15 protein-coding genes are annotated in these 16,765 nt (G+C 62.0%); 2 read left to right on the forward strand and 13 right to left on the reverse strand.

Annotated elements, in window-relative coordinates:
* Positions 1-36 precede the first annotated feature (36 nt).
* From U5G49_RS18185 to U5G49_RS18195, 3 genes are all read right to left on the reverse strand, one after another.
* Positions 37-1,068 carry a peptidoglycan -binding protein gene (locus U5G49_RS18185; RefSeq protein ID WP_193444268.1) on the reverse strand — a complete coding sequence of 344 codons (1,032 nt, stop codon included), beginning with the start codon at positions 1,066-1,068 and terminating at the stop codon, positions 37-39.
* Between the two features lie 3 nt (positions 1,069-1,071).
* A complete protein-coding gene (locus U5G49_RS18190; protein WP_028733512.1) occupies positions 1,072-2,175 on the reverse strand; it encodes a MotA/TolQ/ExbB proton channel family protein in 1,104 nt (367 codons plus the stop codon).
* Between the two features lie 111 nt (positions 2,176-2,286).
* Positions 2,287-3,087, reverse strand: a complete 801-nt coding sequence (locus U5G49_RS18195; protein ID WP_018243486.1) for an inositol monophosphatase family protein — start codon at positions 3,085-3,087, stop codon at positions 2,287-2,289.
* A 218-nt stretch (positions 3,088-3,305) separates the two neighbouring features.
* On the opposite strand from U5G49_RS18195, the gene U5G49_RS18200 reads away from it, so the two are divergent.
* Together U5G49_RS18200 and U5G49_RS18205 are read left to right on the forward strand one after the other, a co-directional pair.
* Positions 3,306-3,884 (forward strand): TetR/AcrR family transcriptional regulator, encoded by a 579-nt coding sequence (locus U5G49_RS18200; protein ID WP_193444269.1) that lies wholly within the window; start codon positions 3,306-3,308, stop codon positions 3,882-3,884.
* A gap of 72 nt (positions 3,885-3,956) precedes the next feature.
* Positions 3,957-4,697, forward strand: coding sequence for a 3-oxoacyl-ACP reductase family protein (locus U5G49_RS18205; protein WP_193444270.1), 741 nt, complete (start codon positions 3,957-3,959; stop codon positions 4,695-4,697).
* 107 nt (positions 4,698-4,804) lie between these two features.
* On the opposite strand, the gene U5G49_RS18210 is transcribed toward U5G49_RS18205, so the two are convergent.
* The 10 genes from U5G49_RS18210 to U5G49_RS18255 all read right to left on the reverse strand — a co-directional run bounded on the left by U5G49_RS18210 (position 4,805) and on the right by U5G49_RS18255 (position 16,451).
* The gene (locus U5G49_RS18210; protein ID WP_047622706.1) at positions 4,805-5,902 is read right to left on the reverse strand and encodes a protein-glutamate methylesterase/protein-glutamine glutaminase; all 1,098 of its coding nucleotides are present in this window, start codon (positions 5,900-5,902) and stop codon (positions 4,805-4,807) included.
* A 60-nt stretch (positions 5,903-5,962) separates the two neighbouring features.
* The gene (locus U5G49_RS18215) at positions 5,963-6,820 is read right to left on the reverse strand and encodes a CheR family methyltransferase (protein ID WP_047622707.1); all 858 of its coding nucleotides are present in this window, start codon (positions 6,818-6,820) and stop codon (positions 5,963-5,965) included.
* Between the two features lie 30 nt (positions 6,821-6,850).
* Positions 6,851-7,333 (reverse strand): chemotaxis protein CheW, encoded by a 483-nt coding sequence (locus U5G49_RS18220; protein WP_018072866.1) that lies wholly within the window; start codon positions 7,331-7,333, stop codon positions 6,851-6,853.
* A complete protein-coding gene (locus U5G49_RS18225) occupies positions 7,330-9,138 on the reverse strand; it encodes a methyl-accepting chemotaxis protein (RefSeq protein ID WP_193444271.1) in 1,809 nt (602 codons plus the stop codon). Before U5G49_RS18225 ends, U5G49_RS18220 begins: the two co-directional genes overlap by 4 nt.
* A gap of 163 nt (positions 9,139-9,301) precedes the next feature.
* Positions 9,302-11,224 carry a HAMP domain-containing methyl-accepting chemotaxis protein gene (locus U5G49_RS18230; protein ID WP_193444272.1) on the reverse strand — a complete coding sequence of 641 codons (1,923 nt, stop codon included), beginning with the start codon at positions 11,222-11,224 and terminating at the stop codon, positions 9,302-9,304.
* A gap of 247 nt (positions 11,225-11,471) precedes the next feature.
* On the reverse strand, positions 11,472-13,178 hold the full coding sequence (locus U5G49_RS18235) for a methyl-accepting chemotaxis protein (protein WP_193444273.1): 1,707 nt from the start codon (positions 13,176-13,178) through the stop codon (positions 11,472-11,474).
* A gap of 33 nt (positions 13,179-13,211) precedes the next feature.
* Positions 13,212-13,724: a chemotaxis protein CheW gene (locus tag U5G49_RS18240; RefSeq protein WP_193444274.1), complete on the reverse strand. Its 513-nt coding sequence runs from the start codon at positions 13,722-13,724 to the stop codon at positions 13,212-13,214.
* On the reverse strand, positions 13,721-15,760 hold the full coding sequence (locus tag U5G49_RS18245) for a chemotaxis protein CheA (protein WP_193444275.1): 2,040 nt from the start codon (positions 15,758-15,760) through the stop codon (positions 13,721-13,723). Before U5G49_RS18245 ends, U5G49_RS18240 begins: the two co-directional genes overlap by 4 nt.
* A complete protein-coding gene (locus U5G49_RS18250; protein ID WP_003552634.1) occupies positions 15,757-16,125 on the reverse strand; it encodes a response regulator in 369 nt (122 codons plus the stop codon). The genes U5G49_RS18245 and U5G49_RS18250 overlap by 4 nt, the downstream gene beginning before the upstream one ends.
* Positions 16,122-16,451, reverse strand: a complete 330-nt coding sequence (locus U5G49_RS18255; protein ID WP_193444276.1) for an STAS domain-containing protein — start codon at positions 16,449-16,451, stop codon at positions 16,122-16,124. Before U5G49_RS18255 ends, U5G49_RS18250 begins: the two co-directional genes overlap by 4 nt.
* Positions 16,452-16,765: the final 314 nt, after the last annotated feature.

Raw genomic sequence — 16,765 nt, forward strand, 5'->3', positions numbered from 1 at the left:
TCCATTGCGCGTCTGAAAAGACGCGCGGCGCTGTAATCATTTCTCGGTCAGCTTCAGCTCGATGCGGCGATTGGTAGAGTGCGCATCCGGCGTATCGCCTGGCGCGATCGGCTGGAACTCGCCGAAGCCGGCGGCAACCAGCCGATCGGCCGGCACGCCCTGTGCAATCAGAAACTTGACGACCGAAATCGCGCGCGCCGAGGAGAGCTCCCAATTGTCGCGATAGCGGCCCGTTCCGGCAAGCGGCACATTGTCGGTATGGCCATCGACGCGCAGCACCCAATTGATCTCCGGCGGAATTTCCTTGGCGAGATCGAGGAGGGCGGCGGCAAGCTTCGCCATTTCGGTCTGCCCCTCCGGGTTGAGATCGGCGCCGCCCGACGGAAACAGCACTTCCGACTGGAAGACGAACCGGTCGCCGACGATGCGGATATTCTCTCGGTCCGAGAGGATCTCGCGCAGACGGCCGAAGAAGTCGGAACGGTAGCGGTTCAGCTCCTGCACGCGCGCGGCGAGCGCCACGTTGAGGCGGCTGCCGAGGTCGGCGATCTTGGTCTGCGAGACCCGGTCTTTCTCCTCCGACGCCTGAAGAGCAGCTTCGACGGCGGCGATCTGGCTGCGAAGCGCTGATATCTGCTGGTTCAGCAGTTCGACCTGGCTGAGCGCCCGTTCGCTCACCTGCTTCTGCTCGTCAAGCTCCTGCGTCATCGAGCCGATCCGCTTCTGCGCCGCATTCTGACCGCCCGAACCGGCATTCAGCAGCGCCTGCAGCCGCGAACGGTCGCCTTCGGCGCTGGCAAGCGAGGCCTGCAGGTTGGCGACAGAATCCTGGAGATCTTGGTTGCTACCCTTTTCGAGCGCGAGAAGCTGCGTCAGCTCGTTGATCTGGCTGTTCAGGCGATTGAGCACCTCATCGCGTCCGGTGATTTCGCGGCTGAGGATGAACTGCCCGACGACGAAGACCGTCAGCAGGAACATGATTGAGATGAGCAGCGTCGACAGCGCATCGACGAAGCCCGGCCAATAATCCACCGTGCGTTCGCGGCGCCGGTTGCGGGCAAGAGCCATAGCTTACTTGCCCTCGCTCTTTTCTGTCTGGCTGGCGCGGTCGCGCATGCGCTCGCCCCTCTCCCCTACGCGCTCCTGCACGCCGATGCGCTCGGCAAGCCGGTCGAGCGTGCGGCGCATTGCCTTCGCCTCGTCCTGCTGTGCCTCGATCCAGTCACGCAGCATCTGCTGCTCGTTGCGCATGTTCTTGACGAGGCCCTGAATACCTTCGGCAAGGCTCGCCATGGCGGCGACGGAGCGCTGGCTGCCGGCGCCGCCCTCTTCGGAGACCTTGCGCAGATAATCGGAGAGCGCGCGCATGTCGTCCGAGGAGCCGCCGGATACGGCCTCGAGAGCCGGGGCAAGATCGGAGCCGACATCCGTGACCGAGGAAAGCCAGTTTTCCAGCTCCATGTAGAAGCGGTTTTGCGCGCGGCCTGCCTGCAGGTCGAGGAAGCCAAGAATGAGCGAACCGGAAAGGCCGAGCAGCGAGGAGGAGAAGGCCTGGCCCATGCCGGAAAGCGGCGTGGAAAGCCCTTCCTTCAGCGCCGAGAGCACGTCTCCGGTGCCGTTCGAGCCGGCATCGAGGGACTGAATGACAATGCTGATCGAACTGATCGTGCCGATGAGGCCCCAGAAGGTGCCGAGCAGGCCGAGGAAGACCAAGAGGCCGATCAGGTAGCGTGAAACATCGCGCGATTCGTCGAGGCGGGTAGCGATCGAATCGAGGATCGAGCGCAGCGCCGTCGTCGACAGCGCCACTGAGGACTTGCGGCTGCCGAGCAGCGCCCGCATTGGCGCAAGCAGCCGCGGATTGCGGTTCACCTTGTCGGCGCTGCCGGCGGCGCGGAACGAATTAAACCAGCGCACCTCAGGGCGAAGCGCCAGTACATGGTTGAAAACAAGGATGATTCCGACCGCGAGAACCCCGACGATCAGGCCGTTGAGGCCCGGATTGTGCATGAAGGCGGTCTGCGTCTGCCGGAAGAGGATGGCGGCGATAAAGCCGACGATGACGAGGAAAAGCAGCATCGTCCAGAGGAAGGGCATGGGACTCGAAAGCCTGTTGGCATAAGTGCCAGCCGTCTTTTCGGTGGAGCCGATCTCCGCCACATTCACATTTTCCATAGGGTCGCTGCCTCCGGAGTCATTGCTGGCGGAGACTAGAGCAACATTGTGCCGAATTGAAGTATGCCGGGGCGAAAACCGTGACTTTACAACAGCCAGATTTTCGTTCGGTCACTTGGCCGGAACCGGCCGCTTGACGACTTCGATCAGCGCCTTGTGGATGATCTCGTTGCCGGCGACGATCGCGCCGCTCTCCAGCATCGTCGCGCCACCGTCCCAGTCGGTGGCGAAACCGCCGGCTTCGCGGATGAGCAGGATGCCGGCAGCCATGTCCCACGGCGCAAGCTCCGCTTCCCAGAAACCGTCGAACCGCCCGGCAGCGACATAGGCAAGATCGAGCGTCGGCGAACCCAGACGGCGGATGCCCGCCACTTCGCCCATCACGTGGCGAAGCTCGACCAGGAACTTGCCGTGATTGCGCTTGCCGAGCGCCGGCACACCGCAGCCGATGACGCAATCCGACAGCGCGCGACGCGCGGCGACGCGCAGGCGTCGGTCGTTCAGGAAGGCGCCGCCCCCGCGTTCGGCGGTATAAAGCTCGTCGGTTGCCGGATTGAAAACGACGGCGGCAACGATCTCGCCGTTGCGTTCGAGCGCGATCGAGACAGCAAAGGCCGGGATGCCGTGCAAGAAGTTCGTCGTGCCGTCGAGCGGGTCGACGATCCAGCGATGCGCGCCGTCGGTGCCCTTGATTTCCTCGCTTTCCTCGCCGAGGAAGCCATAGGTCGGACGCGCCTTGAGCAGCTCTTCCCTGACGATCTTTTCGGCCTTGCGGTCGGCGGTGGAAACGAAGTCACCCGGTCCTTTCACGGACACCTGCAGGTTCTGCACTTCGCCGAAATCACGTCCCAGCGACTTTCCTGCCTTGAGGGCAGCCTGAACCATGACATTGAGAAGAGCTGAACGGGCCATCGGCGCATTTTTCCTTGGGACTGATACGGGGCGCGCGCGCTGCCAGGGGCGGGAAGTGTCCCTGAACATGCATGACAGGCAGCGCTGCGAAGATTGGCGGCCTCAAGACCACAAAATCAGGGAAATTTCAAGGGGAGGCGCGCATGGCTGCCCTGCGGCGGCGGAAACCATTCATTTTATTCTGGACAGATCAGTCCAATAAGAGTAGAAGCCTGTTCATGGCACGACACAAGGAATTCGATCGCGACACCGCCCTTCATGCCGCCATCGGCGTATTTTCCGAGCATGGCTATGAAGGCACCTCGACCGAGCAATTGCTGACGGCGATGAAGATCAGCCGGCAAAGCATGTACGACACCTTCGGCGACAAGCGCGGTCTCTATCTGGAAGCGCTGAAGCGCTACAATGTGGAGAGCATCGATAAGATCATCGCCGATCTTCGCCGCGAAAACCGGCCGATCGAGGCGCTGGAAGGTGCTCTTGTCGCTTTCGCCTCGCGTCCCGCTGCCGAGGCGCGGCGCGGCTGCCTCGGTGTCAGCGCCATCTGTGAATTCGGCCGTACCGATGCCGAGATCGCAGCTCTTACCGACAGCGCCGGCCACGCGCTTCACGCGGCGATCGAGAGCCTTCTCGCAGAGGCTCGCAGGACCGGAGATCTCGCAACAGAGATCGATATCGCCGACGCCATCCCGTTTCTCGGCGCTGCCCTGTCGGGGATGAAAGTCAGCGCCCGAAACGGCGTCCCACCCGGGACGCTCCGCGGTATCGCACGCATGGCAATCAGAAGCCTCCGCTGACGAGGATAACTCCGAACCGGCCTTTCCACGGCCAATTCTAGACTGATCAATCCAAAAACAAAGGAAACCTGCATGTCTCAATCCCTTTCCACCAAGATCGCCCTCGTCACCGGCGGCTCGCGCGGCATCGGTGCCGCCATCGTCCGAAGGCTCGCCGCTGACGGCGCCGCCGTCGCCTTCACCTATTCCAGCTCGGAGCACAAGGCGAAGGCGATCGTCGCCGAGCTGGAGGCTGCTGGAGGCAGGACGCTGGCGATCCGGGCCGACAGTGCCGATGCGAAGGCCGTACAGGATGCCGTCGCGCTGACAGCCGGGCATTTTGGCGGTCTCGACATTCTCGTCAGCAATGCCGGCATTCTCATCCTCAACCCGCTCGACGACTATTCGCTCGAAGATTTCGACCGGATGTTCGCCGTCAACGTCCGCGCTGCCTTCGTCGGCATCCAGGCAGCGGCAAGACACATGAAGGAAGGCGGCCGCGTCATCACCATCGGCAGCGTCACCGCCGATCGCAGCGGCTTTCCGACCTCCTCGGTCTATAGCATGACGAAAGGCGCGATCGCCTCGATGACCCGCGGCCTCGCTCGCGATCTCGGCCCACGCGGCATCACCGTCAACAACATCCAGCCCGGCCCGACGGCGACCGACATGAACCCCAATGAGGACGATCATGAGCGCCTCAAGCCGTTGATGGCGCTTGGCCGCCTGGGTGAGGACCGCGAGATCGCCGGCCTCGCCGCCTATCTCGCCCGTGCCGAGGCCGCCTTCGTCACCGGCGCCAGCCTGACGATCGACGGCGGTTATCTCGCCTGAATACAGAACCTAGAGGGATACAATAAAGGCTACAATAAAAGCTACAATAAAAGTCGGCGGCATCCTGCGATACCGCCGGCTTCGATCCCGTCCAGTTCAAACAGGTCCTAAAACTTCTGTTGTGTCATCAGCACTTCGCGAGCGATCTGATCGAGCGGCAGGACCCGGTCGACGCCGCCTTTGGCGATCGCCTCCTTCGGCATGCCGAAAACAACGGAACTCGCCTCGTCCTGCGCCACCGTGTAGGCGCCGGCCTGGTGCATTTCCAGCATGCCGCGCGCACCGTCGTCGCCCATGCCTGTCATGATGATGCCCATGGCATTCGAGCCGGCCGAGCGCGCCGCCGAGCGGAAGAGCACGTCGACGGAAGGCCGGTGTCGCGACACCAGCGGCCCGGTCTTCACGCTCACATAGTAGCGCGCACCCTGGCGCTCGAGCAGCATGTGCTTGTCACCTGGCGCGATCAAGACATGGCCGCGCAACACCGGATCGCCATCGACGGCTTCCTTGACCTCTACCTCACAGAGCCCGTTCAGCCGCTTGGCGAAGGCGGCGGTGAATTTCTCCGGCATGTGCTGGACGATCACCATGCCAGGCGCATTGGCCGGCAGTTCTTCCAGGAACTCGCGCAGTGCTTCGGTGCCGCCGGTGGAAGCTCCGACGCAGACGACCATCTCCGTCGTCTTCGCCATGGCCCGCCCCGTCGGTGGCGGCAGCATCACATCCGCCGTCAGTTTCTTGGCTGGCCCCTCCGCTGAAGCGGAACGGATGGTTCCGGCGGCGCGGCGGACATTGGAAAGCCGTGCATGCGAGGCGCTCTTGACGACTTCGCGAATACGCATCGCATCGTCGGCAAGGCTGTCGGCGGCCCCGATCTTCGATTTCAGAATGACGTCGACCGCACCGGCCTCCAGCGCCTGGATCAGCGTCTCCGAACCCGCCTCCGTCAGCGACGAACACATCACGACAGGGATCGGCCGCTGCGCCATCAGCTTGCGCAGGAAGGTAATGCCATCCATGCGCGGCATCTCCACATCGAGCGTGATGACATCGGGGATCTCCTCCTGCAGCTTCCGCGCCGCCATGAAGGGGTCGGATGCGACCGCCATGATCTCGATATCGGGATCCTGCTCCAGCACGTGGGTCAGCGTCTGGCGGACGCTGGCGGAATCGTCGATGATGAGAACGCGGATTTTCTTAGCCATGAATGCCCCTAATGCATGCCGTCCAGAAGTGCGCAGCGGTTTTGGGATGACGCCATGCGCTTAGATACGCTGAAACACCGTATTCGAGACCTGCTTCAACGGCAGATCGAAGCCGGTGATCGATTCAGAATGGCCGATGAACATGTAGCCGCCCTTCGCCAGGCAATCACAGAGGCGGTTGAGCACGCCGGCCTGAGTCTGCTTGTCGAAGTAGATTAGCACGTTGCGGCAGAAGATGACGTTCATCGCCTCGCCGATCTGGTATTTCTCGTCCATCAGGTTCATGCGGGCAAAACCAATCTTGCTGCGCAGTTTCGGCGTGATGCGCACCTCCCGCCGATCCGGCTGCTTGGCCGTCAGCACGTATTTACGCTGCAGGTCGCGCGGCACGGGCGCGATGAGGTCTTCCGGGTAGATGCCGCGGCGCGCCGTCTGCAACACGTCGGTGGAAAGGTCGGTGGCCAGAACGCTGTAGGAGATGTCGTTGCGGCCTTCGGTGAATTCAGCCAGTACCATCGCCATCGTGTAGGGCTCGGCTCCCGTCGAGCAGGCAGAGCTCCAGGTGCGGATGGTCCGAACGCCGCTATTGGCGATCGTTGGCAGCGCTACCGTCTGCAGATAGTCGAAATGCTTGGCTTCGCGGAAGAAGTCGGTCTTATTCGTCGTCACCACGTCGATCAGGTAGACGGTTTCCTGGTCGAGCCCGTCATGATTGAACAGGAAGTCGCAATAATCGTCGAAGGTGGCATGGTTGGTTGCGCGAAGGCGGCGCCTCAGCCGCCCTTCGAGCATCGTCAGCTTGGTCGGCGGCATCTTGATGCCGCTGTAATCGTAGATGAACCGGGCAAGCTTGTCGAAATTGCGCTTGCTGATCCGGTCGCCCGGCAATTGGGTTTCCACCGCTGCTGCCATACTCATAGAACGCAGTACTCCGAGTTGATGCGCGGGTCAGGCCGCCGATTGCAGTGCCGAGGCGTCCTCGCGCGACAGCAACCGTGCAAGATCGATGATGACGACGAAGCCGTTTTCACGGCGAACGACGCCGGCGATATAGTCCGAGCGCCAGCGCACGCCGATGTCAGGCGCCGCCTCGATCTGCTCGCGCCGGAACGGCGTGACCTCGAAGACGCGGTCGGCGACGAGGCCGAGGGTCAGGAGCCGGCTTTCCATCGGCACGTCGAGGACGAGCACGCGCGTATGCGGCGTCGGCACGGTCTTCGTCATGCCGAGCTTCAATCGAAGATCGATCGTCGGCACGCCCTGCCCGCGCACGTCGCGCAGGCCGAGCAGATAGTCTGGACCATTCGGAATCTTGAAAGCTTCCGCATAGTCAAGGATTTCCCGTACGACCTCAACCGGCACGGCGAAAATCTCCTCGCCGAGGCTGAAGGTCACGAATTGCGCTTCCAGGGATGTCGTGGCCATGATCATGCGCTTTCCTTGAATTCGGCGTCCCCATCGTCGGGACCGCCCATGGAGAGATCGAGAGCGAAGCCTTTTACCCGCGCCTGCTGGCCGGCAACGCTGTTGGCAGCCGGCTTCCTGGTGCTGGGCGTGCGACCGGCGGCCCGTGCCGGACTGCGGACCGAGACCTTGGCGGCCGGCGTGCGGGACTGGCGATTGCTTGCTGTATCGACCTTGAAGAAGGCAATCGAAGCCTGCAGCTCTTCCGCTTGGGTCGCGAGCTCTTCCGAGGTCGCCGACATCTGCTCGGAAGCACCGGCATTCTGCTGCGTCACCTTGTCGAGCTGCTGGATCGCCTCGTTGATCTGCGAGGCGCCGACATCCTGTTCGCGGCATGCGGCGCTGATCTCGGAGACCAGTTCCGCCGTCTTGCGGATGTCGGGCACCAGCCGGCCGAGCATGTCGCCGGCCTCCTGAGCGGCCTTGACCGTATCGCCCGACATAGAGCTGATTTCGGCAGCAGCCGACTGGCTGCGTTCGGCAAGCTTGCGCACTTCCGAGGCGACGACCGCAAACCCCTTGCCGTGTTCCCCGGCGCGCGCCGCTTCGACGGCAGCGTTGAGCGCCAACAGATCGGTCTGGCGGGCGATTTCCTGGACGATGCCGATCTTCTCGGCAATGGTTCGCATCGCCTGTACGGCGCGCGTCACCGCGTCACCACTGGCTTCCGCGTCCTTGGCCGACTGACGGGCGATCTTCTCGGTCTGGGCGGCGTTATCGGCATTCTGCTTGATGTTGGCGGCCATCTCTTCCATGGAGGCGGAAGCCTCTTCGGCCGAAGCCGCCTGTTCGGTGGCGCCCTGCGACACCTGCTCGGAGCTCGAGGACAGTTCCTGGCTGCCGGCCGAGACATTTTCTGCGGCAGCAGCCGCATCGGAGACGACGCCACGCAGGCGCTCAACCATCTGTTCGAGGGCAATGCCGAGCGTGTCCTTCTCCGAAAGCGGCTTCGGAGACACCGTCAGGTCGCCGTTCGCGATCTGGTTGGCGATCTCAGCAGTGCTGCGAAGATTGTCCGTCATGACGTTGATCGTGTTGACCAGATCCTTGATCTCGTCGTTGCTCTTGATCTCGATCTTCTGGTTCAGGTCACCGATGGCGACGGCGCTGGCAACGTTCATGATCTTGCGCAGGCCGCTGTTGACACCGAGCGCGATCCACAGCGCAGCAGCGAACGCGATGACGGAAGCCCCGATAGCGATGCCGATCAGCATGTTTTTCGTCGAACTATAAAGAATGTCTGTATCGTTATCGGCTTGCGTCATCGACTTCTGCTGAAGCGTGACGAGCGTCTCGAAAACATCTTCGAGTTCCATGACGAGAGCGCGAACCTCTCCGGACGAAAGCGCCGCTGCCGCTGCCCTGTCGCCACTTTCCTGGATAGAGGCGACTTTGTTGGACCCCTCACTGAAGCGTTTGGCCAACTCGACCAGCCTGTCCCAGGTGGGCTTGCCCTCGGCAGTTGCGAGCTGTTGGCCGCCCGTGGCGAAAACTACCATTTCATCCAGGCTCTTCGCCGAATTCTGGTAGTCCTTCCTGGCTACTTCCGGATCCATTTCCAGAAGGGCATTCTTCTGCCAGCGAACAGCATTAAGCTCCGAAGTCTTTGCCTCTAGAGCCAGTTCCAGCCTCTTTGCCGGACCCGAAATAAGGTTGCCGACAGCATCGTTCAGGGAACTGAGGCTGATGATTCCATAGACCGCGCTGCCCACCAGCAACAATATGACAAAGCCGAATGCGGCTGCGAGCTTAAGTTTAATCGTAATACGCATCTCAATATACCTCTCCGAGAGCGAAGCAATAAATGTGGACCAGGGGGCGCGGCATCATGCAGCGAAGACATTCCGGTAGGCGAAGCGTGCGTCGCGGGCCATCCTGATTGGCCCACGACAATTGCGAACGGGGAGCGGTCATGCGCTTTCCCCCGGGGAGCGCTTATGCGCTCTCCCTGAAATCGTCATCGGCCGTATCGGGACCGCCCATCGACATGTCGAGGGCAAACCCCTTCACGCGGGCCTGCTGACCAGCGATCGTATTGGCCGGCGCCTTGCTGACCGGTTTGCGCGGTGCGGCCGAGGCCCGGCTGCGGGCGGTGAGTTTTACAGCCGGCGCGCGCTCGCGGCGCCCACCCGCCGTATCGACCTTGAAGAAGGCGATCGACGTCTGCAGCTCTTCGGCCTGGGAGGCGAGTTCCTCGGAGGTCGCCGACATCTGCTCGGAGGCGCCGGCATTCTGCTGCGTCACCTTGTCGAGCTGCTGGATCGCCTCGTTGATCTGGGCAGCACCGATATCCTGTTCGCGGCAGGCGGCGCTGATCTCGGAGACCAGTTCGGCCGTTTTGCGAATGTCGGGCACCAGCCGGCCGAGCATGTCGCCTGCATCCTGGGCCGCCGTCACGGTATCGCTCGACATGGCACTGATCTCGGCAGCAGCCGACTGGCTGCGTTCGGCAAGTTTGCGCACTTCAGATGCGACGACCGCAAAACCCTTGCCGTGTTCACCCGCACGAGCAGCTTCGACGGCGGCGTTGAGAGCCAGAAGATCGGTCTGGCGGGCGATTTCCTGGACGATGCCGATCTTCTGGGCGATCGTGCGCATGGCTTCGACAGCGCGGGAAACCGCCTCGCCGCTGGCTTCCGCATCCTTGGCCGACTGGCGGGCGATCTTTTCGGTCTGGGCAGCGTTGTCGGCGTTCTGCTTGATGTTGGCGGCCATCTCTTCCATCGAGGCGGAAGCCTCTTCGGCGGAAGCGGCCTGTTCGGTGGCGCCCTGCGACACCTGCTCCGAGCTTGCCGAAAGTTCCTGGCTGCCGGAGGAGACGTTCTCGGCGGCGGAGATCGCATCGGCGACGACGCCGCGCAGCCGCTCGACCATCTGTTCGAGCGCGAGGCCCAGCGCATCCTTGTCGGAGAGCGGCTTTGGAGACACCGTCAGGTCGCCGTTTGCGATCTGATCGGCGATGCCGGCGGTGGTCCGCAGGTTGGAGATCATGCTCTGCATCGCGATGCCGAGCGTATCCTTATCCGAGAGCGGCTTGGCATCTGTGCTGAGGTCGCCCATGGCAATCTGATCGGCAAGAGCTGCCGTGGTGCGCAGATTGGCAGTCATGCAGTTGACCGTATTGATGAGGTCCTTGATCTCGTCATTGGTCTTGACATCGACCGTCTGGTTAAGGTCACCGATTGCGACGGCATTTGCGACGGTCGTGATTTTCCTCAGGCCGTTGTTGATTCCGAGCATGATCCACAATGCAGCACCGAGCGCCACAAGCACGGCGATGCCGGAAGCAGTGCTGAGGATCAGCTTGGTCGAGTTATAAAGATCGGTGTTCGACTGATCGGTCGTCTTCATGCCCTTGCGCTGGATCTCGATGAGTGCGGCAATCGCGTCACCCATGTCGTTGGTCATCGTGCGCAGGTCGCCGAGCGACAGCGCCAGTGCGCCGGCTTGATCGCCCCTGGCGTCAAGCTGCTGCAGCTCGGCGGATCTGTCGCGGAATTTCGCGCCGATCGTCTGCAGCTTTTCCCAATAGGGTTTTCCTTCCGGCGAAGCGATGGCGTGGCCGGCATCGACGGCCTCAAACATGGCCTGCAAGTTCTGGTCGGCCTCCTTGTAGAAACCGGCAGCGCTGTCGGGATCCGTGGAAAGCAGTGCGTTCTTCTGAGCGCGTATGGCGTTGACTTCGGCGACATTGGCGGTCAGTGCCAGTTCCAGGCGGCGCATCGGCCCGTCGATCATCTTGCCGCTGGCGTCATTCAAGGTGCCGAGGCTCATGCTTCCGTAGATGGCGATGCCAATCAACAGCAATGTCATGATGCCGAAGGCAAGCCCCAGCTTGAGCTTGATGGTGAAACGCATGTGGTACCCCCTCTATGCGGTCAAAACGAATGGATAGAAACGCGTCCCATCGGCGGGACGTCGAGCTTGAAAGTGATGTGTCTGAAAAGGGGGAAAGCGACTACATTCACTTCCCGGCAGCCGGACATCTATCGATCGCAGCGCCAACGCCTACATGCGTTGGGGGATATTCCCGTCTCGGGCCGCCGGAGCAGCCCGAGGGATCAGTTTGCGGCGAAGGCGCATAAGCGCTTCCCCCGGGGAGCGCTTATGCGCTCTCCCTGAAATCGTCATCGCTGGCATCCGGACCACCCATCGACATATCGAGAGCAAAGCCTTTGAGACGCTGCTGCTGAGCCGAAATCGTCTGGGCGCGGCCTTGGCTATGGGCCTGCGGGGCAGCCTTGCGGACAGTGGCCGGGGCCTTCACCTTGGCGGAAGCTTTTGGCTGCGCTTTGTTGGCGCCGGACCGCGCGCTGCCTGCCGTATCGACCTTGAAGAAGGCGATCGACGTCTGCAGCTCTTCGGCCTGGGAGGCGAGTTCCTCCGAGGTTGCCGACATCTGCTCGGAGGCGCCGGCATTCTGCTGCGTCACCTTGTCGAGCTGCTGGATCGCTTCATTGATCTGCGAGGCGCCGATATCCTGTTCGCGGCAGGCGGCGCTGATCTCGGAGACCAGTTCCGCCGTTTTGCGAATGTCGGGCACCAGCCGGCCGAGCATGTCGCCGGCATCGGCGGCAGCCTTGACCGTGTCGCTCGACATCGAGCTGATTTCGGCGGCAGCCGATTGGCTGCGTTCGGCAAGTTTGCGCACCTCCGAAGCGACGACCGCAAAACCCTTGCCGTGCTCGCCGGCGCGTGCCGCTTCGACGGCGGCGTTGAGGGCGAGTAGATCGGTCTGGCGGGCGATTTCCTGGACGATGCCGATCTTCTGGGCGATCGTGCGCATAGCGTCGACGGCGCGCGTCACCGCTTCACCGCTAGCTTCCGCATCCTTGGCCGACTGGCGGGCGATTTTTTCGGTCTGCGCCGCATTGTCGGCGTTCTGCTTGATGTTGGCGGCCATCTCTTCCATCGAGGCGGAAGCCTCTTCGGCCGAAGCCGCCTGTTCGGTAGCACCCTGCGAGACCTGTTCCGAGCTTGCCGAAAGCTGCTGGCTGCCGGAAGAGACGTTTTCGGCGGCCGACAGTGCGTCGGCGACGACGCCGCGCAGGCGTTCGATCATCGTGTTGACGTTGCCTAGAAGTTCGCCGATTTCGTCATGGCTGGTGATATCGGCCATCTTTGTCAGATCGCCTTCCGACACTTCGCGAACCACGGTGTTGGCACGGCTGAGGCCCTTGCTGATCGTGCTGGCGATCCAGAAGGCGGTAAAGGCAGCAATCAGCAGGGCGACCGCGGCGACCGCAACCATCATTGTGCGCGTCGTCGTGTATTGCGCTTCGGCGCCGTCGTCAGCAGCCTTCATGCGCTGCTTTTCAAGTGCCAGGATCTCGCTGAGCGTCGAGTCGATGTCGTTGGCAGCGGCGCGCGCCGTCGTGACGGAGATGGCATTTGCGCCTTCGGCATTGCCGGCCTTCACATATTCGCGGATCTGATCGTCGGCTCCATTGAAGGTCTTGGAAAGTTCGGCGATGCGGGCCCAACGCGCCTTGCCTTCTTCCGTTGCCAGCGCCAACACCTGGCTGAAGGCGTCGGCGAATTCCTTGCGAGCCTGATTGCCCTTGGCGATTGCCCCGGCCGTCTCGTCTGCGCTGCGGGCGGTGAGCAGGTTCTTCTGCTGGCGGATCGCCTCGAGCTGAGCGATGTTGATCTGCTGCGCGAAATCCAGGCGGGCAGCCGGGCCGGCGAGAAGCTTATCGATCGTGTCGTTCAGCGATCCAAGGCTGAAGACACCGTAAGCGGCAGTGCCCACGAGCATTACAATGATGAAGGTGAACGCGGTCACCAGTTTCGTCTTGATTGTCAGTCGCATGGTCCCCAAACCCCTCGTTGAATTCATCCAGCGTCAATTGGCGGCTCCAGCCGCGTCGTGCCTCGATGAAAAAATCGCCTGCAGATTAGGGAGAATGATGAATTCTCCGCCCCTCTTCACCAAGCAGTTGACGTAATCGGCGCGCCAGCGCATGCCGATGCTCGGCGGTGCCTCGCTCGCGGACTTTGCAAGTGTCGTCACCTCGTTCACCTTGTCAGTTCTGAGGCCGACGAGCGTCTGCTCGCCCTGCAGATCGATCTCGATGACGATGATGCGGCTGTCGATCGTCGCCTCTGCCGCTTCCATCCCGAAGGCGAGACGCAGATCGGCGAGCGGAATGACCTTGCCGCGAAAGTTGATGACGCTGGCGACGAAGGGCTGGCTGCCCGGCACCGCGGTCTCAGGAAGCAGGTCCAGGATCTCCTGGACGATGACCGCTTCAAGTGCGAAGGTTTCGCCATTGAGATCAAAGGTCAGGACCTCGACTTCCTCGGCATAGCTCCAGTGATTGTCGAATCGTTCGGCCGTTGCTGCTGTTGCGCTCATCCTGCTACACGCAATTGCGCCTCCTGTTGTTGACCCGCGGCAACCAGGTGCCCGACGTCGAGAATGAGAGCGACGCTGCCGTCGCCGAGAATGGTGGCGCCCGAGAAGGTCGCGACGTTATTGTGCAGCTTCGACATCGACTTGATGACCGTCTGGTGGTCGCCGATGATCTGGTCAACGACGAGGCCTACGCGCTCCGTGCCGGTCGAGATGACGACGACCTTCTGATGCACATCGGGCTTGGTGCCGGTGCGGAAGAGGTCGCGCAGGCGCAGGAACGGCACCAGGCTGTCGCGCAGCGAGATGAAGCTGCGGCCGCGCGAGCGGAGATCTTCCTCGAGCGACAGTTCGAGGCATTCCTCGACCGCCGAAAGTGGGATGACGTAGCGGCCGGAACCGACGCGCACCAGCAGGCCGTCGATGATGGCGAGCGTCAGCGGGATGCGCAGCGACACTTCCGAACCCTGTCCCGGCATGCTGACGATGTCGATTGCGCCGCGGAGGGCTTCGACCGTCTTCTTGACCACGTCCATGCCGACGCCGCGGCCGGACAGATTGGTGATAGCTGCTGCCGTCGAGAAGCCGGGGGCGAAGATCAGCTGCAGCAGCTCTGAGTCGGAAAGCGGCTGGCCGGGCTGGATAAGGCCGGAGGATTCGGCCTTGGCGCGAACCCGGTCACGATTGATGCCGCGGCCGTCGTCCTTGATCGAGATGATCACCTCGCCGCCGGCCTGGCGGGCCGAAAGCGTCACCGTCCCGGCTTCGGTCTTGCCGGAGGCAAGCCGTTCGGCGGGCGTTTCGAGGCCATGATCAATCGAGTTGCGCACCAGATGCACCAGCGGATCGGCCAGACGCTCGATGACCGTCTTGTCGACTTCGGTGCTCTCGCCCTCCGTCACCAGCTCGATCACCTTGCCGGTCTCGCGGGCGAGATCGTGGACGAGGCGGCGGAAGCGGGAGAAGAGGGTGGCGACCGGCACCATGCGCAGCACCATCATCGTGTCGCGCAATTCGCCGGACAGGCGTTCGATTTCTTCCGAAACGGAACGCAGCGCGATATCGGTGCTGGCGCTGGCGAGCTGGCTGAGGCGCGACTGCGCGATGACGAGCTCGCCGACGCGGTCCATCAGCTCATCGAGACGTTCGGCCGGAACGCGGACATTCTCGGCCGCCTTTGCCTGGCTGACGACGGCGGGCGCCTCGCGCTTGGCGGGAACCGCCTCGACTGGACGGAATTCCGGGACGGCGGTCGATGTTGCGGCGACGGGGACAGGGGCAGCCCTTTCCTCGACCGGAGCGGCGGTTGCCGCTGCCGTATCACTGATCTCCTCGACGCTGAGTTCCATGTCATCGAGCACAAAGATGAAAACGTCGTCGATCGCTGAACGATCCTGCTCGCTGGTCAGCGTCACGTCCCAGGAAATATGGAGCTCCGTCGGAACCAGATCGTCGAGGGCCGGAATGGCCGAGGTGTTGGCGCGCACGCTGCATTCGCCGAGATCGCGCAGCTCGTCCAGCAGGCCGAGCGGGTTGGTGCCGTTGGCCATCGAATTGGCGGGCAGGCTGAAGCGGATGCGCCAGCTGTTCTTCATCTTCGCCGGTGCGTCGAGCACGGCCGCGGGCGGGGGAACAGCGGCGGGCGCTGCTGCAGCCGCCGCTTGCTTGCCACCGACGGCAGCCTGCAGCTGCGCCAGAAGCTTATTCCCGGTATCGCCGTGATCGGCATCCGGCTGGTCGACGAGGGCACGCATATGGTCCTGGGCGGCGAGAACGGCGGCGACGAGTTCACTGGTCGCCGCGACCTCGCCCTTGCGGACGCGGTCGAAGGCTGTTTCGCAATGATGGGTGAAGGCGGCGAGCGCCTCGAAACCGAACATCGCGCCGGAGCCCTTGAGCGTGTGGAGCCCGCGGAACACGGCGTCGACCAGATCCTTGTTGTCGAGCTGGTGGGTCAGGTCGAGAAGACCGGCCTCGATCGCTTCGAGGCATTCGGCAGCTTCCGTGCGGAATACGGCGACCGGATCGAGTGTACTCATCGTCCGAGAACCTTCTTCACGATCTTCACCAGACTTTCCGGGTCGAACGGCTTGGTCAGCCAGCCCGTCGCGCCGGCGGCCTTGGCGCGCGCCTTGAGATCGGCGTCCGATTCCGTCGTCAGGAAGATGATCGGAACGCCGGCCTGCGCCGGCAGCTTGCGCAGTTCCTCGATCATCGTCAGCCCGTCCATGACAGGCATGTTGAGATCGGTCACGATCAGATCGAAGCTGCTGCCCTTGGCGGTCGCGAGGCCCTCTGCCCCATTGACCGCCTCGGTGACGCTATAGCCGGCATTGGTCAGCGTGACCTTGGTGGTCAAACGAATGCTGGCGGAATCGTCGACGGTCAGGATATTTGCACTCATAACGTCACCTCTTTATGCAACCAGAAATTTGCGTCTTCTTGATCGAAGGATTCGATGAAACCTGCGCGCTCAAGTACCTTCAAGACCGATCCATTGGCCGGCGAAGAAAGCTTGAACGTCTTTCCCTTGGATTTTGCTTGGTGGCGCGAGGATTCGATAAGTTGAACGAAACTCAGATCCGCTTCCGCACCTTCTGGAATGCTGACGATGATTGTATCGCGACTATGAAATGCATCATTAAACTTGGAATATAGTTCGCTCACGTTACGAATGCTGAGCACGTCCGGCAAATTTATAGATTCGTAATATTGTTTCTGAGAATCCAATGCAGCCTCCTGGGCCAGAAAATACTTGACGACCCTAAAAGGACTCTCACGGCAGCGTTAATGCAGGGTAAACAGCGGTTGTAGGAAACTGCCGTCTAGCGCGTTCCGCGACTCCCAATTCTCATCCGGGATAAGTTGTATTTTTTTCTCAAAATTTAGAAATAAATAAAATAAAAACAATATGTTGAATCATCAAGTCGAGCGTTAGGCTTTCAGCGACACGCCATCGACATCTTTCGTTAATCACAACGCTGGCGAGTCCGGCGCGTTTACCGGACGTTTCCATCCTGCCCGTAAAAATAGAGTTGAATTGC

This window comes from Rhizobium indigoferae (genome assembly GCF_034554815.1).
Lineage (GTDB): Bacteria > Pseudomonadota > Alphaproteobacteria > Rhizobiales > Rhizobiaceae > Rhizobium > Rhizobium leguminosarum.

Bases quoted from the DNA above. Each gene is read 5' to 3' on its own strand.
- U5G49_RS18185 (WP_193444268.1), bottom strand. From the start codon at position 1,068: ATGGCTCTTGCCCGCAACCGGCGCCGCGAACGCACGGTGGATTATTGG.
- U5G49_RS18190 (WP_028733512.1), bottom strand. From the start codon at position 2,175: ATGGAAAATGTGAATGTGGCGGAGATCGGCTCCACCGAAAAGACGGCT.
- U5G49_RS18195 (WP_018243486.1), bottom strand. From the start codon at position 3,087: ATGGCCCGTTCAGCTCTTCTCAATGTCATGGTTCAGGCTGCCCTCAAG.
- U5G49_RS18200 (WP_193444269.1), top strand. From the start codon at position 3,306: ATGGCACGACACAAGGAATTCGATCGCGACACCGCCCTTCATGCCGCC.
- U5G49_RS18205 (WP_193444270.1), top strand. From the start codon at position 3,957: ATGTCTCAATCCCTTTCCACCAAGATCGCCCTCGTCACCGGCGGCTCG.
- U5G49_RS18210 (WP_047622706.1), bottom strand. From the start codon at position 5,902: ATGGCTAAGAAAATCCGCGTTCTCATCATCGACGATTCCGCCAGCGTC.
- U5G49_RS18215 (WP_047622707.1), bottom strand. From the start codon at position 6,820: ATGAGTATGGCAGCAGCGGTGGAAACCCAATTGCCGGGCGACCGGATC.
- U5G49_RS18220 (WP_018072866.1), bottom strand. From the start codon at position 7,333: ATGATCATGGCCACGACATCCCTGGAAGCGCAATTCGTGACCTTCAGC.
- U5G49_RS18225 (WP_193444271.1), bottom strand. From the start codon at position 9,138: ATGCGTATTACGATTAAACTTAAGCTCGCAGCCGCATTCGGCTTTGTC.
- U5G49_RS18230 (WP_193444272.1), bottom strand. From the start codon at position 11,224: ATGCGTTTCACCATCAAGCTCAAGCTGGGGCTTGCCTTCGGCATCATG.
- U5G49_RS18235 (WP_193444273.1), bottom strand. From the start codon at position 13,178: ATGCGACTGACAATCAAGACGAAACTGGTGACCGCGTTCACCTTCATC.
- U5G49_RS18240 (WP_193444274.1), bottom strand. From the start codon at position 13,724: ATGAGCGCAACAGCAGCAACGGCCGAACGATTCGACAATCACTGGAGC.
- U5G49_RS18245 (WP_193444275.1), bottom strand. From the start codon at position 15,760: ATGAGTACACTCGATCCGGTCGCCGTATTCCGCACGGAAGCTGCCGAA.
- U5G49_RS18250 (WP_003552634.1), bottom strand. From the start codon at position 16,125: ATGAGTGCAAATATCCTGACCGTCGACGATTCCGCCAGCATTCGTTTG.